This is a genomic window from Actinomadura formosensis NBRC 14204 (genome assembly GCF_001552155.1).
Lineage (GTDB): Bacteria > Actinomycetota > Actinomycetes > Streptosporangiales > Streptosporangiaceae > Spirillospora > Spirillospora formosensis.
The window spans coordinates 22,367-45,951 of sequence record NZ_BCQQ01000045.1 but is presented as its reverse complement, the minus strand read 5'-3'; the positions used below and the strand labels follow the sequence as shown (position 1 = coordinate 45,951).

The window sequence follows — 23,585 nt, the reverse complement described above, 5'->3', positions numbered from 1 at the left end:
AAACGTAATTTCCTCAGTCATTAGTTTCATATTACTCGGCAGGCTGTGGGGATGCCGAGCCCGAAGCTTGAGCCAATGGTGTTGTCGGAAGAAGAACGCTCGGAGTTGACCGAGTGGGCCAGCCGGCGGAAGACCGCTCAGGCGCCGGCGCTGCGGGCACGGATCGTGTTGCCGTGCGCGGGAGGCGGCACGATGGGACGGGTCGCCGAACAGGCGGGGACCTCGCTGGAAGCCGTCCACCCACCCGCAGTTCGTGGACAGAGTCGGCGATGTGGCCGGGCTGTCTCACATCTGCCGGTCATGCCCGCCGCACCCGCGCGGATGACGCACGATTCTGTGCGGCACGGCACCACCGGCTTGTTCGCCGCGATGGACATCGGGACCGGCTCGGTGATCGCCTACGCCACCAACAAGACCGAGGCCGTGGACAAGTGGCTGATCCGGCGCCCCGCTTCCACCTGCACGGCGTATGGTCGGACGGCGGCGACCGGTCCAGTTCCAGGGATACCTCGGCAGGCGGAACTTGAGTGATAGCCGGTTGGTCAACGCGCCGGTCGCTCCTGGACCCGCTCGTGCGTTCCGGCCCCCGGTGTCCGGGGGCCGGAACGCACGAGGAGTCTGGTGTCGCCGACTGTCTGAGGAGCGCTTGTCTACCGGAAGAGGGAGACCGGCTCGGTCGTGAAGTAGTCTCCATTCGGGTCTGCCGCATTGTTGAGATCGACGAAGACGTGGGTGGCGCCTGGGAGCACGTTCTCCCTGACATTGGCCTCGCCATTACCGTATTCGTCGGTGGTCACCGTCCCGGCGCTCCCCTGGCAGTCGGATGTCCCGAGAGACGGCCCCAACTGGATGAGCCTGATGGTGTAGGTGGCGTTGGGTGCAGCTCCCTGGAGCACGACCGTGGTCACGATCATGTTCGAGCCGGTCCTCCTGACGACGGAGAACCCGAAACTCTGGGTCAGCGTGGGGCCGATGGGCATCCCCAGACAGTCCCTGTTCTGGCGGGTGAGCGCGACTTTTTGGGCCGGGACGGCGCCGTTGTCAGGGTCTTCGGCGGGACCCAGTGCGGGGGCGGTCCGGGAGACCTGTGCCTTGGACGCGCTCAGCGGCACGGAGGTGGCCCCCAGGCCGGGGAGACGCCCCCGGCAAGTCCGAGTGCGAGCGCCAATCCCGGCACGAACATGAACCTTCTGGCACGAGCTTGATACATGACCTTCCTTTCTTCCCAAAGAATCCGCTGTCGTCAGGGGAGGGCACGTCGAACCCGCTTCTGGATTGATGTCGCCTCACCTCACCTCCCACCGTACGAGTGGCCAAATTACTTGACAACCAAGATTGCCCCCTTGTTTTGCATAACTCGGCGGCTATGTCCACATCCAAGGAGCCCCGCACGGACGTCCTAGATCAGCAAAAGCCGGCGGAAATACCTCACGATAATCCGATTGAGGTATTTTTGAGCATTCGTGGCGAAATTCGCGTTCTGCGGGGTCGCCGCACGTGAGGCGGGGGTGGCGCCAGGGGCGAAAATTCTCGCCCGACTGTTCGCCCGCAGCCCCGTGTGCGGCCTACCGGGCGACGGATCGTTCGGGACCACAGCGGGCAGAATTATGGCATCTCTCAGCCTGGAGGAATCAAATTCCTTTTTGCCTTCTCCCCAGAGTGGTCGAGCATCCAGCAAATAACGATCTTTGATTTCGCGATTCCATCGGGTCCGCTGGTCCCGTCGGCTTGTCCGATGGAAGGGTGAGCAGGCGCCGGGCGGCCTGCCCGGCTGCGTGTCATGTTCCGGATCGCCGTCCGGCCGGCGTGCCGGCGGGGGTGGGGAGGCGCCGTCGCAGCCTGGAGGCGGGGGCGCCGCCGACGGTAGTGCCGAAGGGCTGGACGCCCGCTCGTCGGTACGACCGCGAAACCGCGTTTGCGGAGGAGACGCGGATGATCGAGGCGCTTGTGGCGGCGGTCGCCCTGGGGTTGCTGGGCCATGTCCTGCTCACCCTGTGGCTGATGACGTACACGTGGAACCATCCCGAGCGGATGGCGGCTACACGGGGGCCGAGGTGTTTTCGTGCGCCCGAGCTGGGTTTCACGGTCCTGCTGCCTGCGCGGGATGAGGAGGCGGTGATCGCCGAGACGGTGCGGAAGGTGGCGGCGGTCCGCTATCCGAGTGGCCTTCTGGAGGTCCGGGTGATCTGCCACGCGGACGACGAGTCCACCATCGACGCCGCCCGCGCCGCGACGGCCGGCTGCGAGCTGGTGAACGTATCCGTTGAGACGTTCGGCGGGACTCCGGTGAACAAGCCGCGCGGTCTCAATGTGGGTCTGGCCGTATCAGAAAATGAGGTGGTATGTGTCTTTGACGCCGAGGACGACATCCATCCCGACATCTTCAATGTCGTCAACACGGTGATGCTCGACGAGCAGGTCCCCGTCGTCCAGGGAGGAGTCCAACTGGTCAATATGCTGGACCGCTGGTTCTCCATTCACAACTGCCTTGAGTACTACTTCTGGTACAAGAGCCGGCTTCACTTCCACGCCGGAGTGGGAATGATCCCGCTTGGGGGGAACACCATCTTCCTGCGGCGTGGCCTCGTGGAGCGCGTGGGGGGCTGGGACGACAGATGCCTCACCGAGGACGCCGACATCGGCATGCGCATCAGTGCCCTCGGCGTTCCCATCCGCGTCGCGTACGACCAGGAGTGGGCCACTCGGGAAGAGACACCGGTCACCGTGGGCGCCCTTGTCAGACAGCGCACCCGGTGGCATCAGGGATTCCTCCAGGTGCTGGGGAAGGCGGACTGGCGGCGGGTCCCCGGGTGGCGGCGCCGCGCCCTCGCGCTGTTCACCTTCGCCCAGCCGCTGATCGACGCGGCCGTGATGTGCACCCTGCCACTGGCCATCGTGGGCCCCTTCTTCGGCGGCCCCTTCCTCCACAGACCGCCCGTCTATGTCGCGCTGCTGTCCTTCGCGCCGCTGTACGGGCTTCTATTGCAGATGGTGACGCACATGGTGGGGGCGCGCATGTTCGCCCGGGACTTCGGGCTCAAGCTGCCCGCGACCACCCTTTGCCGATTCCCCCTCACCCATCTGCTCTACCAGTTCCTGCTGGGTGCCGCCGCTGTACGGGCAGTGGCCCGCCACCTTTACCGGCGGACGGACTGGGAGAAGACCGAACACGTGGGAGCCCACCGTTCGCAGACCGTGCCCGTGTGCCAGGCCCCCGGTCCCGCTGTGGAAGGACCGGCCGACGTTCCCATACCCAGCCTCCCCTCGGCCGCCTCTCCCCGCTTGGAGAGCGACGCATGACCACCGTTCCCTCGTCTGGCGGCACCGACCTGATCCCACGACGGCCGACGGGTTCCCCCCAGCGGCGCGGCCGTACGGCGCCATTGCAAATCACCGCCGTCACGGCCGTGGTCGTACTCAATGTCGCGGTGCTGGGCTACAACGCTCTGCACTACCCGTACCTTGAGAACGACGAGGGGACCTACGTTTCCCAGGGCTGGGCCGTGTTCGCCCAGGGGCGCCTGAGCCCCTACACCTACTTCTATGACCATCCCCCGGGTGGATGGCTCCAGATCGCTGGATGGCAGGTGCTCACCGGCGGGGCGGACGGCCTGTTCGGCCATGGGATCGCGTCGGGCCGGATCTTCATGCTCGCCCTGCACGCGGGGTCGACCCTCCTCGTCGTCGCCACCGGCCGCAGGCTTACCGGCAGCCTGGGGGCCGGCCTGCTCGCAGCCCTGGTCTTCGGTCTGTCCCCCTACGGCATCGAGTTCCACCGCCGTGTGCTGCTGGACAACATCGCGGCCTTCTGGATGCTGGCCGCCTTCCTTCTGCTGCTCTCCATGCCTCTGCGGCTCAGCCGGGTCTGGCTGAGCGCCGTGGCGCTCGCGGTGGCCGTCTGGTCCAAGGAGATCGCCGTAACCGTCCTTCCTGCGCTGGCGGTCCTGACCGCCCGGCGGGCCGCCCCCCATGCTCGGTGGCTGTCCTTCTGGACGTGGCTGACCCTGTGCCTGTCTCTGATCTCCCTATATCCGCTGATGGCCCTGCTGCGCGGAGAGCTGTTCCCCTACGGGGAACTGCTGGGCGGACGCCGTCCCCATGTCAGCTTGCTGTGCGGCCTGCAGTGGCAGGCCAGCCGGAGCACCGACGGCGGCATCGCGGACTTCGGCAGCGGGTTCTGGCAGAACGCCATCCACTGGGCGTCGGAAGACCCCGTCGTCGTTGTGGGCGGCACAGCCGCAGCCCTTGCCTGCGTCGTCCTTGTCCGCCGGGACCCTGGACTGTCCATGCTGGGGTGGCTGATCTTCTCGTTCTGGCTCTTCCTGGGCAGGGGCGGGCTGACCCTCGGCTTCTACCTCGTCCCGCTGCTGCCCTTCCTCGCCCTCGCCCTCGCGGCGGTCACCTGGCGGGCTGCCAGAGCGGCGGGAGACCGGGTGCCCCGCCAGAAAGGCCCGGTCACGGCGGTCCTGCGCTCGGTCGTGGCACTCGGTTGCGCAGGGCGCTCGTCCTCCAGATCGCCCGGCCGGGGAAACGGGAATGGTGGCACGCTCAACCCGCAGATGGGCAGCAGGCGGCCGTCGACTGGGTCAAGACGCACATCCCACCGGACAACAAGATCATCATTGACATGTACATGTACTCCTACCTCCACGACCCGCACGACCCCGTACAGCGGCCTTTCCCCCAGGCCCACTACTACTGGAAGGCCGAGTTGGACCCCGCCGTCAGGCAGGTCTTCCACAACGACTGGCGCGAGGTCGACTACATCATCGCCACACCCCAGCTCATGCAAGACACCCAGGAGATGGGTTTCCCTCTCGTCCGCCAGGCCCTGGACCACTCCCGATCGGTCGCCCGCTTCGACACGGGGCTGCCCGTCGACGTCCGCGAGGTCGATCCTGGGGTAACGACAAGCGGGTTCACCTGGAAGAAGCCGGCCCCTCCACATGAGCCTGGGTGCATGAGTCGCACGTGACGCCGACCGAGTCGATCGCGCGGCACGACCAGTCCAGCTCACCGCGCGTCCAGCTCGTCCAGCACCAGGCGGTGCGGCTTGGCCCACACCCGCGCGGCCGTCCACTCGGTGAAACGCCGGTGCGCGGTAGGGCCCGGCGGCCCGAACACCGGCGGCATCCGCGGCCAGGTGCAGCCGGTGGTCGCCATGAAGATGATCGCCGCCAGCGCCGCACGATCCCCGCACCGGCGCCGATCACCGCCCTGCGGCCGCCTCGGAGCGGACGGTCTCGCGGCGCACTTTCGGGCGGTCGATCGTCCGCGCTCTCGCGGCCTGTCCGCGTGGGGCGGTGCCAGCGAACCTGGTGCCACGAGTCCGCGGCAGGACGGAGCGTCCGCCGGAGGGAGATGGCCCCAGTGAATGTGAAGGAGAACGTGAAACTGGCCATTGTGCGCCAGTTCGGCCACCCGCGGGGGGCGGTCGGGAGCATCGCAGGCTGGGTGATGGCGCACCGCGGCTCCAACGTCGAGCGCAATCGGTGGGTCGTCTCCCTGCTGGACGTTCAGCCGGGGCAGCGGATCCTCGAAGTCGGATTCGGGCCGGGCGTGGCCATCGCCGAGACGGCGCGCCGGGTGGGATCCACCGGGCACGTCTACGGCATCGACCGCTCCGAGGTGATGCTCCGGCACGCGTCCCGGCGCAATGCCGCCGCCGTCCGGTCCGGCCGGATCACGCTCGCTCAGGCGTCGGTCGAGGCGCTGCCCTCCGGCTTCGAGGGCCCCTTCGACGCCGTGTACGCCGTCAACTCCATGGGGTTCTGGACGTCACCGGCCGAGCGGCTCACGGAACTGGGGCGGCTGCTGGCACCGGGCGGACGCATCGCCATCGCCACGCAACCGCGCGGCGCGGACGGCACGCGCGACCCCGTCCTCGCCGCCTGCGAGCGGATGGAGATGCTCGAACAGGTCGGGCTCACCGGCATCAGGTCCGACACGCTCCCGCTCGACCCGCCCGTGGTCTGCGTCATCGGCGTCAAGCAGACCGCCGCCGGTTCCGGCGGCTGATACGAGCCCGGTCAGCCGTCGCGGAGCATCTGGGCGACGAAATGCGCGCGGCTGGGCGAGTTCACCTTGTGCAGGATGGCCGAGACATGCCGTTTCGCGCTGTGCAGGGAGATCCCCAGCCGGACCGAGATCTGCCGGTTGCTGAGCCCCTCCAGGAGCAGGGCGATGACGTCGTGCTCGCGCGGGCTGAAGTAGGGCTGGACGCGCGGCGGCGGCGCCTCGGTCGTCCTGACGCGTTCGAGCAGGTAGTTGCCGACCTGCAGCGGCATCGGCAGCTCGCCGGACATCACGGCGTGGAGCGTGCCAACAAGCGTCGTCGCCGTGGTGTCGTGCAGCATGAGGTAGCCGTCGGCGTTCGTCCTGGCGGCCCGCTCCAGGTCCTCCGGTTCCGCGCTGGCGACCAGGCCCAGAAGGCGGCAGGAGGGGAACCTGCTCCGCAAATGCCGGGCGACGGCGGCGTCAGAGCCGACGATGCAGATGTCGGGTTGCCACTCGCCGCCGCGCACCTTCGGCGAGACGAGCAGCTCGTCCAGGTCGCAGTGACATTCGAGATCTTGAATCCCACCGAGCCGTTCGAGTATCGCTGCCAGGCCACTGCGGATGAGTTCACGCGGTTCGACCACGGCGACATCCACTGGATCCCCCTCCCGTACCTTGCCCTCCTGAACTCGATCGTGCACTTTCGTAATCACCCGTGTCAAGAGCGATCTACATCGCGTTCGCGGCAACCGGCGACGATTCCTCAGCGTGTCCGGCTTCGTCACTTTCCGTTATTGCGGTCGAGCTGTTTTCGCCACCCGAAATTCGCCATTTGGAAACAGGGTCCGGGGGCGCCGGATTAATTGCGTCCAAGCCCGAAACCCCCTCCGGGACTCTCGTTATACCAGATGGAATGTCAGCGCCACCGAGAGGCCCCCATGGGTGAGCGGCCGCACGCGCGGCCTCACCGGGCCGCCGGCCGGGAGGAGACTGCGTCGCGGGACGAGCCGGTGTCGTCGCATCCGATGAGTTCGTGCCGGTCATCGGCCTGTCCACGCGGGACGACCCGCCCGGGCGGGCCGCGTTGGCCGCGGCGATCGGGAGGGCGTGCGAAACCCCGGATTTTTCACCGCCGTGGGTCACGGGGGGCCACGCGAGTTCGCGGAAGAATGTTTCAGACAAGCCGTGAATTATTCAGGGCCTCCAAAGCTGAGCAGGCACGCAGGGCGAACAGGGCCGGCGTGTCAGGACTCCGCCGCATGGGTCTGCACGACGCCTTCGGGGCACACACGACGGGCGGTTTGAGTGAGGCGGAACGCGCGAACTCGGCGACTATCCGTCCACCTGGAAAGTCGCCGATATATGACTGGAAGAACCCACCGGATTCACCGCGACATAGTATGAGCAAATGGCCGCGATAGCACGGCCGTCAACCGACATCATGCGTTTGTTCGTGCTCGCACCGGAGTTGCCGGGGGGCTTCTTCGACGACAAGTTCGACAACCATGTGTCGTGCTTCTCGCGAACTATTACCAGCCTCAGTTCGAGGCACCGCCGCCGGGACGTGTCCGGCGGGAGGCGCACGCCGGCTGGGGCAGCCTGGCGCGGTGACCGGAACACCGGACGTCGACTGCGACACCCTCACATTCGCCGAAGCGCCGCACCAGGTCGGCGACAACGGCCTTCGCCGCCCCGCTGCGCAGGTTGAACTGCGAGTCGGCGCCGAAGGCCCCGCCGACGAATGTGTCGCCGTCCCATACGCCGCGCCGGTCGGCCCGGTGTGGCGGTTCTGGGCGGGACCACCCCCTGGTGGCGGGCGGCGTCCTCGTGGCGGCCGCGAGCGCCCTGGCCCTCCCGGTCCCCCGCGTCGTGACGTTCGGGTCCGAAGCTCTGACCGGCCACGGCCGCCCCGTGTTTGCCATTCCCGCAAGTTTTGTGGCCCCTCCCGCCCACGGGAACCGATCGTGGTTTCCATGACGCAGAAATTCGATGTCGCGGTGCTCGGCGGCGGCGCCGCCGGGCTGAGCGGGGCAGTGTCGCTGTGCCGGGCTCGGCGTTCGGTGGTCGTGGTCGACGCGGGGCCACCGCGCAACGCGCCCACCGACGCCGTGCATGGGTTCCTCTCCCGCGACGGGGTCAGCCCGTTCGAGCTCGTCGAGATCGGGCGTGCGGAGGTCAAGCACTACGGCGGGCTCATGCTGCGTACCACGGCCGTCGCGGCGCGCCGTACCGACCGTGGGTTCGAGGTGACCCTCGACGACGGCCAGATCATCACGGCGCGGCGGTTGCTGGTGACCACCGGCCTCACCGACGAGCTGCCCGGCATCCCGGGGATGGCGGAGCGCTGGGGACGCGACGTGGTGCACTGCCCGCACTGCCATGGCTGGGAGCTGCGCGACCGGTCCGTCGGCGTCCTCGCCACTCACACCGAGTGGGCCGTGCGCCAGGCGCTGATGTTCCAGCAGCTGACACCGGAGGTGACCTTCTTCCAGCACACCGCGCCGGCGCTGACCGAACAGCAGGTGGCCCAGCTGAGCGCCTGGGGCATCCGCGTGGTCACCGGGCCCGTGGAGTCGCTGGAGGTGGCCGATGACCGGATCACCGGCCTGCGGCTGGCCGACGGGACGGTCGTGGCCTGCTCGGCGGTGACCGTCGCGCCGCGGCTGGTGGCCAACTCGGCGGTGCTCACGGGCCTCGGTCTCAAACCGACCGCACACCCGATGGGCGTCGGCGAGTCGATCGCGGCCGACCCGGCAGGGCTGACGGAGGTGCCCGGCGTATGGGTCGCCGGCAACGTCACCGACGTCATGGCGCAGGTGATGAGCTCGGCCACCGGCGGGGCATCGGCGGCCGCCGCGATCAACGCCGACCTCATCGCCGAGGACACGAAGCTCACCCTCCGCGTGCTGTCGCAGGACTACTGGGAGGAGCAGTACGCGTCGGGGAAACGGGCCTGGAGCGGCAAACCCAATCCGCAGGTGGTCGCCACAGCCACCGGCCTCCCGACCGGCACGGCACTGGACGTCGGCAGCGGCGAAGGCGCCGACTCGATCTGGCTCGCCTCGCGCGGATGGACGGTCACCGGCGTCGACGTTTCCCAGGCCGCGCTGGACCGAGCCGCCCGGCACGCCGCCGAGATCGGCGTGGACATCACGTGGCGGCAGGCCGACGTCACGGCATGGGATCCCGTACCAGCGCAGTTCGACCTGGTGTCGGCGCAGTACCTGCAACTGCCCCGGCCCGCGCGCGATGCGCTGATCCGCCGGCTGGCCGCGGCCGTCCGCCCGGGCGGGACGCTTCTCATCGTCGGCCACCACCCGGCCGACCTGGAGGTCCCGACGCTGCGGCGCCCGCGCCTCCCCCACCTGATGTTCACGGCCGAAGAGATCGCCGCCGTGCTGGACCCGTCCGAGTGGGACGTCACCGCCTCGGCCCCGGAGCGCCCGGCCACCGACCCGGACGGACAGCAGATCACGCTCACCGACGCCGTCCTGCGCGCGGTACGGCGCGCCACCGGCTGACGGCCGCGACGACGAACGCCATGAGGACGATGACGAAACGCGCAACGGAAGGCGGGAGGAGTCGATCATGATGGACAGCGGGGCGGTAGAGCGGATCGACACGCTGGTGATCGGGGGCGGCCAGGCGGGGCTGGCCACGAGCCACCACCTGACCGAGGCGGGAGTGGACCACCTCGTCGTGGATCGGCGGGACCGGCTCGGCGGGGGCTGGCTCGATCGATGGGACGAATTCTGCCTGGTCCTCCCGAACTTCACGCTCCTGCTGCCGGGGATGCCGTACGACGGCGACGACCCGGACGGCTTCATGGCGCGCGACGACGTGGTGAAGCATCTGTCGCAGTACGCGTCCGTCATCGGCGCCCCGGTCCGGTTCGGCACCAACGTGACCCGGCTGGCCGCCACGGACGAGGGCCTCGTGGCGCACGCCGACGGTACGACCTTCCGGGCGCGCAACGTCGTGCTGGCGACCGGACCGTACCCGCGGCCGAAGATCCCGGCCGCGGCCGGAAAGATCTCCGGTGATATCCAGCAACTGCACTCCAACGACTACCGCAGGCCCGGGCAGCTGGCTGACGGGGCCGTGCTCGTGGTCGGCTCCGGGCAGTCCGGCGTGCAGATCGCAGAGGAGCTGCACCGGGCGGGCCGCGAGGTCCACCTGGCGGTCTCGAAGGTCCCCGCCGCTCCCCGCCGTTACCGGGGCCGCGACCTCGGCTGGTGGCTGCTGAAGGTGTATCGGCACGGCCCGGAGGTGGGCGTGGAGATGAAGCTCCCGTCGCCGGCCGCACGGTTCGCCCCCAACCCGATCGTGTCCGGCCAGGGCGGCGGCCACAGCATCGACCTGCGGCGGCTCGCCCGGGAGGGCATCCGCCTGTACGGCCGGCTGGAGTCGGCGGACGGCACGACGGTGCGTTTCAGCGACGACCTCGCCGACCGGCTGGTGTTCATCGAGACCCAGTTCGACAAGACGCAGCGGCGGCTGTTCGAGGCCTACATCGCGGCGGCCGGGATCGACGCGGCGCCCGACGACCGTCCCCCACCCGGCGACTCGCCCGCCCCGGCCACCAGCACGGAACTCGACCTCGCCGCCGCCGGAATCGGTTCCGTGGTGTGGGCGACCGGCTACCGGCTCGACTTCGGCTGGGTGGATCTGCCGGTGTTCGACGAGTGGGGGTACCCGCGGCACACCAGGGGCGTCACCACCCACCCCGGGCTCTACGCGGTCGGGCTGCCCTGGCTGCACTCTGCGGGGTCGTCGGTGTTCGCCGGGGTCGGCCCCGACGCCGCGCATGTCGTGAAGCACATCGTCGACCGTCAGGAGCCCTGTGATGCATGACTCGTATGAGGCCGCGAACCCTCGCCGCTGGAAGGCGCTCGCGGCGATATGCATGGCGCAGTTCATGCTGATGCTGGACACCACCGTGATCAACGTGGCCCTGCCCGACCTCAGCGCCGACCTGGGCCTGAGTCGTGTGGCCTTCACCTGGTCGGTCAGCATCTACGTGCTGTTCCTCGGCGGGCTGCTGCTGCTCGGCGGCCGGCTCGCCGACATCTTCGGCGCGCGTTCCATCCTCCTGACCGGCCTGGTGGTCTTCACCCTCGCCTCGCTGGCCAGCGGCCTGGCGCAGGACGAGAACCTGCTGATCATCGGCCGTATCTGCCAGGGCGTCGGGGCGGCGATGATGTCCCCTGCCGCGCTGCGCGCCGTCACCGGCCTGTTCACCGGCGCCGAACGCAACAAGGCGCTGGGCGTATGGTCCTCCCTCGGCGGCATCGGCTTCGCCACCGGGCTGCTCGTCGGTGGTCTCCTCACCAGCGGCCCCGGCTGGCGCTGGGTCTTCTTCATCAACATCCCGATCGGCGTCGCCCTGCTGGGCGCCATCCGGGCACTGGTGCCAGAGCGCCGGATCGAGGGCGCCGACCGGCACGTCGACGTGCTGGGAGCGGTGACCGTCACCGCCGCCACCGGCTCGCTCATCTACGGCATGATCAACGCCGGTAACCACGGCTGGGCGGATCCCGGCACGCTGGTGCCCATCACGGTCGCCATCGTCTTGTACGGGGTGTTCACGGCCGCCGAACGCATCGTGCGGAACCCCCTGATACGCCCGGGGATGCTGGCGCGCCGTCCGGTCGCGACCGGCACGTTCCTCATGCTCATGGCGGCCGGCGTGGCCGGCGGGGACCTGTTCATCACTTCGCAGTACCTGCAGCACCTTCGCGGCTACAGCGCGCTGGAGAACGGCCTGTTCTTCCTGCCCGCAGCCCTGGCCACCGTGGTCGGTGCCATCACGGGCGGCCGCCTGGTCGGCACCGCCGGCACCCGCCACGTCGCCTTCGCCGCCCTGTCCCTGGTCGCCATCGGCAACGGGCTTCTCATCGGAATGCTGCCGGCGCACGGCAACGTCTACGCCTGGGCTCTTCCCGGCGTCGTCGTGTTCTCGCTGGGCGCCGCCGCGGTGTTCGTCACCGCGACCACCACCGCCCTCGCCGGCGTCGCTCAGCACGAGGCCGGGTTGGTGTCGGCCATCGTCTACACCTGTAATCCGACCGGTGCCGCCATCTTCGTCGCGGTGGGCTCCACCGTCGCCGCCGCGGGTCTCACCAGCACGCCCTCGATCGATGGGTTCACCAACGCCTACACGTTGTTCGCCGCGGTCGCCGCCGTGGCCGCGGTGGTCTCGCTGGTCCTCGCGCCGTCCATGAAGCCGCAGAAGGCCGGCGCCCAGCCCGCGGGCCAGGCCGGGGTCTCGCCGTCCCGCCAATAGGGCTCTTGGCGCAGGTCATGCCCTCGGCCGCCGCTGGATACGCGAAAGCCCGCGCTGCAGCCGCCAGTTGAAGGTGCGCACGTCGACGCCGGCGGCGATGAGCTCGGTCGCGGAGTAGTGCGGTAGCCGGTCAAGGTGCATGTTCCAGCCGAGGTTCGCGCACATCCGAGCGTAACGCTCCGTGGCCATGGCGGGCTCCGGCGCGGTTCCGCCGTCCGGCGAGGGCGAGAAAACGTAGGCGTCGGGGCGCCGCTCGATGCCGAGCATGGCGGCTTGTGCGGCGCAATGGCCCAGATATGCGCGCAGCAGAGTGATCGTCTGTGCGTCGAGCTCGATGCGACGCTGCCGGATGGTGAGCACACCGGTATCGAAGTCGACATCATCCCAGCGCAGGGCGCACAACTCACCGCGCCGGGCGCCGACGGTCAGGAGGAGCCAGACGAACATGCCCCAGCCGGGATCATTTGATGCTTCCATCACGATCGTCGCGGCCTGGGGCAGCGTAGGGGACGACGAGCTTGGCGCAGACTGCCTGGGGGTCGACATGGGGGCATCGTAAGCAGCGCTCCGCTCCACGTTGAGCTCCATAAGAGCGGAGCTGCACGCGCCATGGTGCGCACTTTCGCGCGGTACATCGTCCGCACCCCCAGGGCTTGTCCACGCTGGGCATGTGTCGTGAGCATCATCCTGACGGCGATCTCAGCATGAAACGTCGCGATCTCGATGCCACTGCGGAACGAGCCGGAGGTACCGATGACGGACGGCCCCGCGGCCGCGGCACCGACCACCGATGTCATCGTGCTCCCCGGGGCCACGTCTGCCCAAGGGATCGCCAAGGGGGCGGGCGACACCTTCTACTGCGGCGATCTGTACCTTGGCCACATCTTCCGGGGAGACCTCAAGCGCGGAACCGCCGAGCTGTTCATCGAGGCCCCGGAAGGCCGGATGTCCATGGGCCTGTGCGCCGATCTCCGGCACGGGTGGCTGTTCGTCGGCGGTGCTCTCGGCTGGGCATACGTGTACGACATCCAGACCGGCGCGACCGTCGCCACCTACCGGCTCGGCACCATCGGTGATCTGAAAACGACGGTGGTCAACAAGGTCTTCGTCACCCGGCGGGGTGCCTACTTCAGTGACACGTCAAGCGCCGTCCTGTATTTCGTGCCGATCAGCCCGGCCGGGGAACTCGGGCCGGCCAGGACCCTGCCGGTCACCGGCCCGGCGGCCGACCTCAGCGGCGAGTTCAATCTGAACGGGATCGTCGCACCCGACGCCGGAGAGCCGTTGATCATGTCGCACACGGCCAACGGCAGGCTCTACACCGTCGACCCGGCGACCGGTGCCAGCCGGACGATCGAAGGTCTCGACGTGCCCAACGCGGACGGCCTCGTGCTGGAAGGCCGGCGGCTATGGGTGGTGCAGAACTGGTCCAATCAGGTGTCACGGATCCGGCTGAGCCGCGACCTGATGTCCGGGACGGTCGAAAGTGTCATCACACACGACCTCTTCCAGTTTCCGACGACCGCCGTCCCCTTCGGCGACCGTCTGGCCGTCATCAACGCCAAGGCCGACACGGGCGTCCGGCCGACCGCCGACGAGTACGAGGTCGTCATCGTCGACCGTTGACCGGCGCGTCACGCGGCACGGACCTGCAGGGGCAGCTCGGCCAGGGATCTGAGTATGTTGTGGGGGCGTGGGCGCAGCGGGCCGACCAGTTCGAGGGTGCGAGCCTGCCGGGCCAGCGCGGTGAGCAGGATCTCCGCCTCAAGCCGGGCGATCGCCGCGCCGACGCAGGCGTGGATGCCCGACCCGAAGGCCAGATGGTTCACCGCCCTCCGCCGAATGTCGAAGCGGTCGGGGTCGCCCCATTCGCGAGGGTCGCGGTTGGCGGCGCCGATAAAGCAGAGGACCTTCTCCTTGGCCGGGATCACTGTGCCGGCCAGCCGCACTTTGCGGGTGGTGGTGCGGAAGAAATGCTGGACGGGAGAGTAGTACCGCAGGGCTTCCTCGAAGGCCGGACGGGCCAGTGCCGGGTCGTCGCGCAACGCCGCCCATTCCCCGGGACAGGTGGCGAGCAAGTACAGCGTCCAGGCGATGGCATCCATGGTGGAATCAAGACCCGCCATCACCAGCGAGCGCACCAGCAGACCCGCCTCCTCCTCGGTGGCCTCACCGCGGTCGACGGCGGCGTACACGGCCGCGCCCAGCCCGCCGGCGGCCAGCGAACCGCGCCCGCACTGCTCGATGAACCACTCGTGAAGCGGCATGCCCGCGGCCATCGCCTCCTCGGAGAGCCGGTTACGCGGGCCGAACAGGTTGAACGCCATGTCCCCGTACCGGAGCAGCTTCTCCCCCTCATCCGGGTCCAGCCCGAACGCCTCCGGGAACGCCCGCACCAGATACGCCTGCACCAAATCGGTGACCCCGTCGAACCGCCCGCGCGCCACGACCGCGGTCACCGCCTCCTCGGCGTGCCGCTCGAACTCCGGCCGGAAACGCTCGATCGCCCGTGGCGACAGCGCCCGCGCGGTGATCCGCCGCGGCCGGGCGTGCGCCGGCGGATCCGCTTCCACCAGCAGGCTCGGGGGCCGCCACGGCTCCTCATTCCAGAAGTTGGCGAGCCCGACCCCAGCGGCCGAACAGAACCTTTCATGGTCACGCAGCACCTCGTGTACCTCGGCGTACCGGGCCACCGCCCACGCGCGGTAACGCTCCAGGAAGACCACCGGGCCGGCCTTCCGAAGCCGCTCATGGAACGTGTCGGGGTCACGCCGAAAATCCTCGGCGAACGGATCAATGTCCAGGACTGGAACTTCAATCGGCATGGAATTCGACATGACAATAGCGTCGGACACCCCGAAGATGATGTCAATATATGCATTGGCGCGCCGTTCAACCTCAAAAGTGTGAACGGTTCACCGCTCGAAAGTGCGGACAATGGAGCGCACCAAAGTTCGGTCACCCTCAACCCAAAGTCACACTTCCACCACCTGAGCCACCCGCTTCACAGCGCCGCGCCAGAGCGGCGCAAATGCCCCTTTCGTTCCAGTTCCATCGCGACTAACCTGGTTACGTCCTGTGGGTTACGGATGTCAGGAGAGCCGCGGGGATGGATGTCGTCGTACTCGAGTCGCTGGAAGTCCTTCGCCGCGGACTGGAGGCCATGCTGCGACAACTCGACCGGATCGGCAGGCTCGAATGCCATCGCAGCATGGAAGAACTGCTACTCATGACAAGTAAGGCGCGCGGCGGCGAATGGAACCCCGACGTCATCATCGTCAGCTGTTGCGCTCCCGACGATATCTCCAGCCATGTCCGGACCGCATTTCCTGCGAGCCGCATACTGGAATTGGTCACCAGAGCCGATCCCGAGCACCTCGCCATGGCCGCGAGGACGCACGCTGACGGCTACCTCATGGTGCACGACATCACGGAGGCGACGCTGGACGTCACGCTGCAGGCCCTGATGCGCGGGGAGCTGCCCATACCCGTGCCGATCGCGAGCTACCTCCTCGACCGCGCCCGGTCAAGCGAGTTTTCCCCATCGCCGCACCAGCCTTATTTCAGCCCCCGTGAGCGCGATGTCATTTCCCTGCTCCTGGAGGGACTCAGTAATCAGCAGATCGCCAGCAAGCTGGGGATCTCCGTGCACAGCGCCAAGCGACACGTCTCGGCCGTGCTCAACAAGGTGAACTCACCGAGTCGCGTCCACTTTGTCACCCAAATGCTCCGCGACGACCGGGCGCCGGCTCGGGGATTCTGACAAAAGCACGTCTCCGCCCGCAGGGGGATCCCCGCGGCAACAAGGCGGAAGGCGGTGGAAGCCGGGCGGCACCGCAACGGCGAACAGCCCCACCATCCACCAGCCGGAGTTAACGCCGGCGCGTCATTGTCCGCACTTTCGTGCGGTACATCGTCCGCACCCTTGAGGCTTGTCCGCACCGGTGTGGTCTCGGAACGTTATTCGTGGGTTCAATATCGCGACTACCGTCCCACGCCCCCTCGACGATGGACACCCTCAAGGAAAAATAGGAGCTCCACATGCTCGTACTGGGCCTGGCCGGGCACTTTTCTCCCCCAGACATCGAGCTGGCCCCCAACCTGGGCTACGGATACGCCCATGACGCCGCGGCATGCCTGATCAGGGACGGCGAGCTGGTGGCCGCCGTCGAGGAGGAACGGCTCAACCGGGTCAAGAAGACGACCAAATTCCCGATAAATGCGATTCGCGCGTGCCTTGCCACCGCCGGGGTCAAGCCGTCCCAGCTCGATGCCGTGGGGCACTACGTACGGGAAGACTTCCTGGACATCGCACTCGGCAATGTGTACGCCGAGAACCCGCGGCTTCCGCTGCGCAGCTCTCGCGAGCTCATCACCGGCCACCTGTCGGGCGAGCTCGGCATCGAAGTGCCGTCCGACCGGCTTCTGTACAGCGAGCATCACGTCTGCCACGCCATGTCCTCCTTCATCAGGTCGGGCATGAAAGAGGCACTGGTCGTGGTCATGGACTTTCGCGGAGAACTACATTCGACCACGATATTCCGAGGGCAGAACGAGCGGCTCGAAAGGCTCGCGACCTACAACCTTGAGCAGTCGCTCGGAAGATTCTACGAAAACCACATCAAGCTGCTCGGTTACCGGCTCGGTGACGAGTACAAGGTCATGGGCCTGGCGCCGTACGGCGACCCCGCCACCTACCGCGACCTCTTCAGCTCGATGTACACACTGCGGGACAGCGGCGATTTCGACCTGCACACGGACCCCAACGTCTTCCTGCTGAACGGCTTCCTGCCGCGCCGAGAAGGCCAGGAGTTCACCCGGCAGCACCGTGATTTCGCCGCCGGCCTCCAGCACGCCCTGGAGGAACTCGCGATGCACGTGATGTGCCACTGGGCGGAACACACCGGGCTGGCCCGCCTGTGCTTCGTGGGCGGGGTCGCGCACAACAGCAGCCTCAACGGCCTGCTGCTCCGGTCGGGAAGGTTCGAGGAGATCTTCGTCCATCCCGTATCGCATGACGCCGGCGCGGCCGAGGGCGCCGCGCTCGGGGCCGCCCAGCTGCTCGGGCCGTCCCGGTCGCAGCCGCGCCTGCGGTCCGCCAGTGTGGGTCCCGGGCTCGGTACCGCGAACGAGATCGAGAAGCAGCTGGCGGCCTGGGGCGGGCTCATCGAGTACTCACAGCCCACGGACATCGTCGCGGAGAGCGCGCGGCTGCTCGCCGGCGGATCCGTACTGGGCTGGGCACAGGGACGCTCCGAGTACGGGCCCCGGGCGCTCGGCAACCGCAGCATTCTCGCCGACCCGCGGCCGGCCGAGAACAAGCAGCGAATCAACTCCATGGTGAAGAAGCGCGAGGCCTATCGCCCCTTCGCCCCAGTGGTGACCCAAGAGGCGGCGGCGGAATACTTCGACCTACCGGCACAGACGAAAGCCAACTACGAATTCATGTCCTTCGTGGTGGACGTGCGCGAGAGCCGGCGGGCGGAACTCGGTGCGGTCACCCACATCGACGGCAGCGCGCGGCTGCAGATCGTCGACCCGGACGCCAGCCCCCGGTTCCACCGCCTGGTCCGCATGTTCGGTGAGCTGACCGGGACGCCGGTGCTGCTCAACACCTCGTTCAACAACAATGCCGAGCCGATCGTGCAGGACGTGCGCGACGCGCTGACCTGCTTCCTGACCACCGGAATCGACTTCCTGGCCGTCGAGGACTTCCTGGTCGGCCGGCGGCAGGACTGGGAACCCGCGTTCGACGACCTGATTCCCGAGTTCCGGCCGGTGGCCCGGCTCGTCAAGCGAGTCAGGAACACGGTCTCCCGGAAGCGGGATGTGGTCTACGAAATCTTCATGGACGTTCCGTTCGGCGCCAGAACGGAGATATCCGCCGACGCCTTCGCCGTCCTGGAGGCCGCGGACGGCGTGCGCTCCCTGGCATCGCTCGCGGAGGCGGTGGGCGGCCTCGACGCGGACATCAGGGGCGAACTGTACCGGCTTTGGCAGGGCAGGTTCTTCCTGCTGCGGCCCGAGTGACCTGACCCACGGCGGCCGATGGCCTCCCGTCCCGGAACGGGAGGCCATCCCCGTGCCTGCCGATGAGCTCAGCCGTTGTTGCGCCGCTGCTCGACCATCCGGTCGATCTCGCCGACGCTGGCAGCGGACTGGAGATCCTCCTCGCTGATCGCCAGACCGAACCGCTCGAACAGGCTCATGGACAGCTCTACTATCGTGAGCGAGTCGAAGCCCGCGTTCTCCAAGCTGATATCGGGACGCAAGGCCGCTTCCTCCAGCTTGAGCTCGTCCACCAGAATCCGCTTGAGCTCCTCGTTCACCTTGGCTCCCTTCCCGTGCCCCCGTTACCCGGTGCCCTCCGACGAACCAGAACCATCACCGAGGACGATCAATGTGCCGCGCTGGTACCGGTCGCGGCAGTTACGGCGTTGCAGTTTTCCGCTTGACGTCTTCGGCATGGTGCCGTGGCGCAGGAAGACGACCTCGTGGACATACACGTCGTGGTGCGCTGCGACAGCTCGGCGTACCTTGGCTCGCAGCTTGCCGAGATCCGCGTTCTCGTCCCGCCGTATCTCTGCGACGATCACGATCTGCTCTTTCTCGCCGGTGTCAACCGAGAACGCGACGACGTTGCCAGACCTCACCGCCGGAACCTCTTCTTCGACGGTCAACTCGATATCGGTCGGATAATGGTTGCGGCCGTCGATGATGATGAGGTCCTTACGCCGACCCGCGATGAACAGCGAATCACCGTGGACGAAGCCGAGATCCCCTGTGCGCAGCCAGCCTTCGTCTCCGTTGAGAACCGCGTCGAAGACTTCTTCCGCGTGCTCGTCCTGTGCCCAATAGCCGGCGCAGACGTTTTCGCCGCGCACCCAGATCTCGCCGACGTCCTCCGGTCCCGCCTGCCGTCCGGTCGCCGCGTCCACGATCCGGACGTCCTGGCCCACGGGGCTCCCACAGCCCACCAGGGTGAGCCCCCGCGGGTCTCCGTCCTCGACCCGCCGGACCCGGCCGGCGTTCAACTCGGCGCGGTCGAACGAGCAGACAGGCGGCTCCCGGTCCACACGGACGGCGGTCACTATGAACGTCGCTTCCGCCAGGCCGTAGACGGGAGTGTGGGCGGAAGCCCGGAAACCACACGGCGCGAAGGCTTCGGTGAAGCGGGCCAGCGAACGTGCCCGCACCGGCTCGGCACCGTTGCCGGCGTAGAACAGCCGAGACAGGTCCAGCCCGGCACGCTCCTCCACGGGGATCCGATCCACGCACATGTCGAACCCGAAGTCAGGGCACAGCATGTGCGTCGCCGCGTGGTCGCTCAGCAGCCGCAGCCAGCGTCGTGGCTCCCGCACGAACGCAAGGGGTGTCATGTGAACGACCGGGAACCCGATCGCCAGCGGCAGGATCACCCCGAAGACAAGACCCAGGTCGTGAAAGAACGGGCTCCAGCTCACGATCGTGGAGTGCTCGTCGAGGCGCAGACCGGTGACGCTCTGGCTCGCTGCCGCGGCCATGTTCCGGTGAGTCACCCGGACGCCCGCGGGACGCCTCGTCGAACCGGACGTGTACTGGAGATAGGCCGTCGCCCCGGGCTGGGGACGTACCGGAGCCCACGGCGCCGCCGGGTCAAGTTCGGCCTCGTCCGGGCAGATGATCCGTACCGGTGCGGACAGGGGAATCTCGGCCACCGTTTCGCGAACCGGCCGCGGCGTGATCGCCACCTCGCAGCCACAGTCGTCCATCGCCAGCGCCATCCGGTCGTTGTGGCGGTACGAGGCCGGCGCGGACAGCGGCACCGCGATCACCCCGGAGTAGAGGCAGGCGACGAACCCGACGACGAAGTCCACGCCGGTCGGGCAGAGGATCGCGGCCCGCGCGCCAGGACGGGTGATCCGCCGGAGTCGGGCGCCGACGGCGCGGACCCGCACGTCCAGTTCCCCGTAGGTCAGGTCTCGGGTTCGTCCTTGCGGCTCGGTGGAGTAGTCGACGAACGTCATCGCGATCTGCTCGGGATCGGATTCGGCGCGCCGCCGGACGGCCGCGGGAACCCCGCCGGCCCGTCCGGTCCAGGCGGTTTCCGAGATGACGCTCACTATCGGCTTCCTCCCGCGGTGCGGGGGCGGCGAGTGTCGAGAATCTGGCCGGCGATGGTACGCAGCAGGATGTTCGATGTTCCCTCGTAGATCTGGCCGATCACCGCGTCCCGGTAGAACTTCTCAACGGGATAGGCGTTGCTGAACCCGTTGCCCCCGAAGGTTTGGACCGCCTGCGACGCCGCCCGCCCGGCCACCTGCGAAGCGAAGTACTTCGCCATCGCGCACCGCGACAGGAGCTCGGGAACGTGGCCGCCGCCGTCGGCGAGGCGCGCCGCGTCGTACACCAGCAGGCGCGCCGCCTCGATCTCCGTCGCCACCTGCGCAAGGGGAAGCTGCACGCCCTGGAAGGCGGCGACGGGCTGACCGAACTGCCGGCGCTGTCCGGCGTACGCGACAGCCGCGTCGAGGGCGCCGGTGGCCAGACCCACCATCTGCGCGCCTATGCCGATGCGGCCGATGTTGAGCGTGTCGATGGCGATGTCGTAGCCCTCTCCCTCCTCTCCCAGCCTGTGGTCCTGAGGGACGCGCACGTCGTCGAATTGGAGTTCGCATGTGGAACTCGCCCGGATCCCGAGCTTCCCCTCGTTGGGCCCGACGACCAGCCCGGGTGTGTCCCGCGGCACCAGGAAGGCCGTGATGCCGAACACACCGTGCTCGGGCGCGGCATTGGCGAACACGACGAAGACGCCGGCCTCCCGTGCGTTGGTGGTCCAGACCTTTCGTCCTTCCAGCACGTAGTCGTTGCCGTCGCGACGTGCCCGTGATCGCAGGGCGAAGGCATCGCTGCCGGACTCGGGCTCGGTCAGCGCATAAGCGCCGACGAGGTCACGCGCCAGCCGCGGGAGGTACCGCTCCTGCTGCGCGGGACTGCCCCAGCGGATGAGCGCCGTATTGACCAGCGCGTTCTGTACGTCGACACAGACCGCCACCGATGGATCGACCCTCGCGATTTCGGCGATGGTCAGCGCGCTCATGAAGATCGAACCGCCGCCGCCGTCGTAGCGCTCCGGGATCTGGATGCCCATAAGGCCGAGTGCGAAGAGTTCGTCTATCAGGTCGCGCGGCATGCGGGCGTCGCGGTCCATCTGCTCCACCCGCGGCCGGAGCTTCTCCTCTGCCCACTTGCGGACGGTGTCACGCAGTGATTCTTCTTCATCCAGGAACTCGGCGGGTCGGCCCCTGCCGGGCGAAGCTTCCATGACGTACCCCTTACTGGAATGCGGAGAGCCCCAAGATCGACCGGGCCACCACCAGTTTGTGTATTTCGGTCGTCCCCTCTGCGATCGTCAGCGCCCGGGCATCCCGGAAGTGGCGTTCGAGCGGGTAGTCCGGGGACAGGCCGTTGGCGCCATGGATCTGGATCGCCTCCGATGTCACCCGCACCGCCATCTCGGTCGCGTACGCCTTGGCCATGGACGCCTCCCGGTCAGAGCGCCGGTTCTCCTCGATCGAGGTCAGCGCGCGGTGAATGAGGAGGCGTGAGGCATCGATCTCGGTGGCCATGTTGCAGATCTTGTCCTGGATGAGCTGGAATTCCCCGATCAGCCGGCCGAACTGACGGCGCTTCCTCGCATAGGCCACCGATTCCTCCAGCGCCGCCCGGGCGATTCCGAGGGATACGACCGCCATCCGGCAGCGCGCCCATTGCAGTGTCCTGAAGACAAGCCGCAAATTCTTGAGTGCGCCTGCCGGACCTATGCAGTTCTCCCGTGGGACGCGGCAATCCTCGAAGATCATCTCGGAGGTCACGAAGGCCGTGAGCCCGAGCTTGGGCAGGTCCCTGGTCTGGTAGGGCGACCGTTCGCGCTCGACGATGACCGGCCTGATCTCCTCCTGCCCGTTGTCCGCGACGACCCGGCACAGCACAATCGCGTAGTCGGATATGTCGCCATTCGAGATCCAGCGCTTCCGCCCGTTGATGACGTACTCGTCGCCGCGCGGAACCGCCCGGGTCTCGACCGCCGCGTTGTTCGACCCGTGATTCGGCTCGGTGGACGCCAGGCAGCCGATCCGCTCGCCGCGCAGCAGCCCCGGTGCCGCCCGTTCCCTCAGGTCCGGCGGGCCCGCCGCCATGATGTAGCGCGCGCAGGCGTACGAGATCATCAGGCAGCCTTCGAGCGAGGGGAACACCCTGGCCAGCTCCTCGCTCGCCAGGGCGAAGGTCACCTCGTCCGGCGGATCTTCCATCGGATAGCCATGCCCGCGCAGCGTCTTCACGATCTCCGGCAGCATGTCGAGCGGCAGCCGGTCGTCGGTGTAGCGGTCGCCGAGCGGCCTGATGTCCTCCTCCAAGCCCTTGCGCAGGGAGGTCAGCCAGTCGTCCGGCGCCGTCACGAGCCCTGCCCCCATGCTGGCAAGCCCCCTTTCAGATCATCTCGTCAAGGCGCTTGATCTCGGCGGTCAGGGCCTCGGCGAACAGGCCCTGTGACGAGTCAAGGAAGAAGTGGCCACCCGGCAGAGTGGTGGCCGAGAAATCGCCGGTGGTGTGCTCGCGCCACGCCTCCAGACCGGGGCGCGACACGGTCCAGTCCTCGCTGCCGCCAAAGGCCGCGATCGGGCAGTCGAGCGGGCTTCCCGGCTCGCGGGCGTAGGTCTCGTCGAGGCCCAGATCCGCGCGGAGAACGGGCAGCATCACATCGACGAGTTCCTCGTTGTCGAGCAGTTCGTTGTGCCGGCCGGCCAGGCGATGGAGCCCTTCGACCAGCTCGGCTCGGGACAGTTCGTGCAGCGGGGGGCGTGTCGACCGCAGGTGCGGAGCTCTGGCCGCGGCGACGAACAGCGCGTTCGGCCCGGGTCCGCCCCGCCGGATGAACTCGCGGGCGGTCTCGAAGGCGATCAGCGCCCCGACGCTGTATCCGAGCAGCACGAACGGCGGACGAATCCGCTCGGCGATGACGTCCGCGAGCTGTTCGACGAGCGGCCGCAGGCGGGTCATCGGCGCCTCGCCGAGCCGACGGCCGTGGCCGGGGAACTCGATGGCGCACAACTCGACGTCGCCGGGAAGTTCCGCCGCCAGCCACTTGAAGACGGACGCCCGGCCACCGGAGTAGGGCAGGCAGACGAGGCGCAGGCTCGCGTCCGGATTCGGGCGCGGACACTGAATCCATTTCCGGGGGTCCGGTCGGCTCGCGAGGTGGGCCCGCCGACCCGGATCGCGAGCCTGACCGGTCCGCTCCTGTGGCTCCCGCATGGGAGTC

19 protein-coding genes and 1 pseudogene are annotated in these 23,585 nt (G+C 68.1%); 10 read left to right on the top strand and 10 right to left on the bottom strand.

All coding sequences use genetic code 11. The annotated features are described in order from the left end of the window. Positions 1 to 51: 51 nt before the first annotated feature. Complete coding sequence (locus AF1_RS34355; protein WP_131732807.1) at positions 52 to 531, top strand: hypothetical protein; 480 nt, start codon at positions 52 to 54, stop codon at positions 529 to 531. A 119-nt stretch (positions 532 to 650) separates the two neighbouring features. Here AF1_RS34355 and AF1_RS14505 read toward each other — a convergent pair whose 3' ends face one another. Next, positions 651 to 980, bottom strand: coding sequence for a hypothetical protein (locus AF1_RS14505; RefSeq protein WP_067798191.1), 330 nt, complete (start codon positions 978 to 980; stop codon positions 651 to 653). Between the two features lie 952 nt (positions 981 to 1,932). Here AF1_RS14505 and AF1_RS14500 point away from each other — a divergent pair. Both AF1_RS14500 and AF1_RS14495 read left to right on the top strand, forming a co-directional pair. Continuing rightward, positions 1,933 to 3,300, top strand: coding sequence for a glycosyltransferase (locus AF1_RS14500; protein WP_067798188.1), 1,368 nt, complete (start codon positions 1,933 to 1,935; stop codon positions 3,298 to 3,300). 107 nt (positions 3,301 to 3,407) lie between these two features. Then, positions 3,408 to 4,907: an ArnT family glycosyltransferase gene (locus tag AF1_RS14495; protein ID WP_165488425.1), complete on the top strand. Its 1,500-nt coding sequence runs from the start codon at positions 3,408 to 3,410 to the stop codon at positions 4,905 to 4,907. A 66-nt stretch (positions 4,908 to 4,973) separates the two neighbouring features. On the opposite strand, the pseudogene AF1_RS14490 reads toward AF1_RS14495, so the two are convergent. After that, positions 4,974 to 5,241 (bottom strand): annotated as a pseudogene (locus AF1_RS14490) (transposase); the annotation flags it as partial. Between the two features lie 147 nt (positions 5,242 to 5,388). On the opposite strand from AF1_RS14490, the gene AF1_RS14485 reads away from it, so the two are divergent. Then, complete coding sequence (locus tag AF1_RS14485; RefSeq protein ID WP_207394128.1) at positions 5,389 to 6,018, top strand: class I SAM-dependent methyltransferase; 630 nt, start codon at positions 5,389 to 5,391, stop codon at positions 6,016 to 6,018. 11 nt (positions 6,019 to 6,029) lie between these two features. On the opposite strand, the gene AF1_RS14480 is transcribed toward AF1_RS14485, so the two are convergent. Beyond that, positions 6,030 to 6,641, bottom strand: a complete 612-nt coding sequence (locus tag AF1_RS14480; protein ID WP_131732809.1) for a response regulator transcription factor — start codon at positions 6,639 to 6,641, stop codon at positions 6,030 to 6,032. Between the two features lie 1,329 nt (positions 6,642 to 7,970). On the opposite strand from AF1_RS14480, the gene AF1_RS14475 reads away from it, so the two are divergent. From AF1_RS14475 to AF1_RS14465, 3 genes are all read left to right on the top strand, one after another. After that, positions 7,971 to 9,518: a bifunctional NAD(P)/FAD-dependent oxidoreductase/class I SAM-dependent methyltransferase gene (locus tag AF1_RS14475; protein WP_067798176.1), complete on the top strand. Its 1,548-nt coding sequence runs from the start codon at positions 7,971 to 7,973 to the stop codon at positions 9,516 to 9,518. Positions 9,519 to 9,585: 67 nt separating this feature from the next. Further along, positions 9,586 to 10,851 (top strand): flavin-containing monooxygenase, encoded by a 1,266-nt coding sequence (locus AF1_RS14470; protein WP_207394129.1) that lies wholly within the window; start codon positions 9,586 to 9,588, stop codon positions 10,849 to 10,851. Continuing rightward, complete coding sequence (locus AF1_RS14465) at positions 10,844 to 12,283, top strand: MFS transporter (protein ID WP_067798173.1); 1,440 nt, start codon at positions 10,844 to 10,846, stop codon at positions 12,281 to 12,283. The genes AF1_RS14470 and AF1_RS14465 overlap by 8 nt, the downstream gene beginning before the upstream one ends. 15 nt (positions 12,284 to 12,298) lie before the next feature. On the opposite strand, the gene AF1_RS14460 is transcribed toward AF1_RS14465, so the two are convergent. Beyond that, positions 12,299 to 12,829 (bottom strand): site-specific integrase, encoded by a 531-nt coding sequence (locus AF1_RS14460; RefSeq protein WP_207394130.1) that lies wholly within the window; start codon positions 12,827 to 12,829, stop codon positions 12,299 to 12,301. 207 nt (positions 12,830 to 13,036) lie between these two features. Here AF1_RS14460 and AF1_RS14455 point away from each other — a divergent pair, with 207 nt between their 5' ends. Next, positions 13,037 to 13,909: an SMP-30/gluconolactonase/LRE family protein gene (locus AF1_RS14455; protein ID WP_207394131.1), complete on the top strand. Its 873-nt coding sequence runs from the start codon at positions 13,037 to 13,039 to the stop codon at positions 13,907 to 13,909. Between the two features lie 8 nt (positions 13,910 to 13,917). On the opposite strand, the gene AF1_RS14450 is transcribed toward AF1_RS14455, so the two are convergent. After that, entirely contained in the window at positions 13,918 to 15,108 is a 1,191-nt protein-coding gene (locus tag AF1_RS14450) for a cytochrome P450 (protein ID WP_131732810.1), read from the bottom strand. Between the two features lie 284 nt (positions 15,109 to 15,392). Between AF1_RS14450 and AF1_RS14445 the strand changes: the two genes are divergently transcribed. Then, a complete protein-coding gene (locus AF1_RS14445; protein WP_067798161.1) occupies positions 15,393 to 16,046 on the top strand; it encodes a LuxR C-terminal-related transcriptional regulator in 654 nt (217 codons plus the stop codon). 278 nt (positions 16,047 to 16,324) lie between these two features. Beyond that, on the top strand, positions 16,325 to 18,313 hold the full coding sequence (locus AF1_RS14440; protein ID WP_067798158.1) for a carbamoyltransferase family protein: 1,989 nt from the start codon (positions 16,325 to 16,327) through the stop codon (positions 18,311 to 18,313). A gap of 68 nt (positions 18,314 to 18,381) precedes the next feature. Here AF1_RS14440 and AF1_RS14435 read toward each other — a convergent pair whose 3' ends face one another. Genes AF1_RS14435 through AF1_RS14415 form a run of 5 tightly spaced genes read right to left on the bottom strand, consistent with a single transcriptional unit; the run spans position 18,382 to position 23,578 of the window. Continuing rightward, the gene (locus AF1_RS14435) at positions 18,382 to 18,612 is read right to left on the bottom strand and encodes an acyl carrier protein (protein ID WP_067798155.1); all 231 of its coding nucleotides are present in this window, start codon (positions 18,610 to 18,612) and stop codon (positions 18,382 to 18,384) included. 24 nt (positions 18,613 to 18,636) lie between these two features. Next, complete coding sequence (locus AF1_RS14430; RefSeq protein WP_067798152.1) at positions 18,637 to 20,385, bottom strand: fatty acyl-AMP ligase; 1,749 nt, start codon at positions 20,383 to 20,385, stop codon at positions 18,637 to 18,639. After that, complete coding sequence (locus AF1_RS14425; protein WP_067798149.1) at positions 20,385 to 21,587, bottom strand: acyl-CoA dehydrogenase family protein; 1,203 nt, start codon at positions 21,585 to 21,587, stop codon at positions 20,385 to 20,387. Before AF1_RS14425 ends, AF1_RS14430 begins: the two co-directional genes overlap by 1 nt. A 10-nt stretch (positions 21,588 to 21,597) precedes the next feature. Beyond that, positions 21,598 to 22,737 (bottom strand): acyl-CoA dehydrogenase family protein, encoded by a 1,140-nt coding sequence (locus tag AF1_RS14420; RefSeq protein WP_067798146.1) that lies wholly within the window; start codon positions 22,735 to 22,737, stop codon positions 21,598 to 21,600. Positions 22,738 to 22,753: 16 nt separating this feature from the next. After that, a complete protein-coding gene (locus AF1_RS14415) occupies positions 22,754 to 23,578 on the bottom strand; it encodes a thioesterase II family protein (protein ID WP_067798143.1) in 825 nt (274 codons plus the stop codon). Positions 23,579 to 23,585: the final 7 nt, after the last annotated feature.

Excerpts from the sequence above, each read along its gene's own strand:
- AF1_RS34355 (WP_131732807.1), top strand. The coding sequence starts at position 52 with ATGCCGAGCCCGAAGCTTGAGCCAATGGTGTTGTCGGAAGAAGAACGC.
- AF1_RS14475 (WP_067798176.1), top strand. The coding sequence starts at position 7,971 with ATGACGCAGAAATTCGATGTCGCGGTGCTCGGCGGCGGCGCCGCCGGG.
- AF1_RS14505 (WP_067798191.1), bottom strand. The coding sequence starts at position 980 with ATGCCCATCGGCCCCACGCTGACCCAGAGTTTCGGGTTCTCCGTCGTC.
- AF1_RS14470 (WP_207394129.1), top strand. The coding sequence starts at position 9,586 with ATGATGGACAGCGGGGCGGTAGAGCGGATCGACACGCTGGTGATCGGG.
- AF1_RS14415 (WP_067798143.1), bottom strand. The coding sequence starts at position 23,578 with ATGCGGGAGCCACAGGAGCGGACCGGTCAGGCTCGCGATCCGGGTCGG.
- AF1_RS14500 (WP_067798188.1), top strand. The coding sequence starts at position 1,933 with ATGATCGAGGCGCTTGTGGCGGCGGTCGCCCTGGGGTTGCTGGGCCAT.
- AF1_RS14450 (WP_131732810.1), bottom strand. The coding sequence starts at position 15,108 with ATGCCGATTGAAGTTCCAGTCCTGGACATTGATCCGTTCGCCGAGGAT.
- AF1_RS14460 (WP_207394130.1), bottom strand. The coding sequence starts at position 12,829 with ATGTCGACCCCCAGGCAGTCTGCGCCAAGCTCGTCGTCCCCTACGCTG.
- AF1_RS14440 (WP_067798158.1), top strand. The coding sequence starts at position 16,325 with ATGCTCGTACTGGGCCTGGCCGGGCACTTTTCTCCCCCAGACATCGAG.
- AF1_RS14425 (WP_067798149.1), bottom strand. The coding sequence starts at position 21,587 with ATGGAAGCTTCGCCCGGCAGGGGCCGACCCGCCGAGTTCCTGGATGAA.
- AF1_RS14445 (WP_067798161.1), top strand. The coding sequence starts at position 15,393 with ATGGATGTCGTCGTACTCGAGTCGCTGGAAGTCCTTCGCCGCGGACTG.
- AF1_RS14465 (WP_067798173.1), top strand. The coding sequence starts at position 10,844 with ATGCATGACTCGTATGAGGCCGCGAACCCTCGCCGCTGGAAGGCGCTC.
- AF1_RS14455 (WP_207394131.1), top strand. The coding sequence starts at position 13,037 with ATGACGGACGGCCCCGCGGCCGCGGCACCGACCACCGATGTCATCGTG.
- AF1_RS14420 (WP_067798146.1), bottom strand. The coding sequence starts at position 22,737 with ATGGGGGCAGGGCTCGTGACGGCGCCGGACGACTGGCTGACCTCCCTG.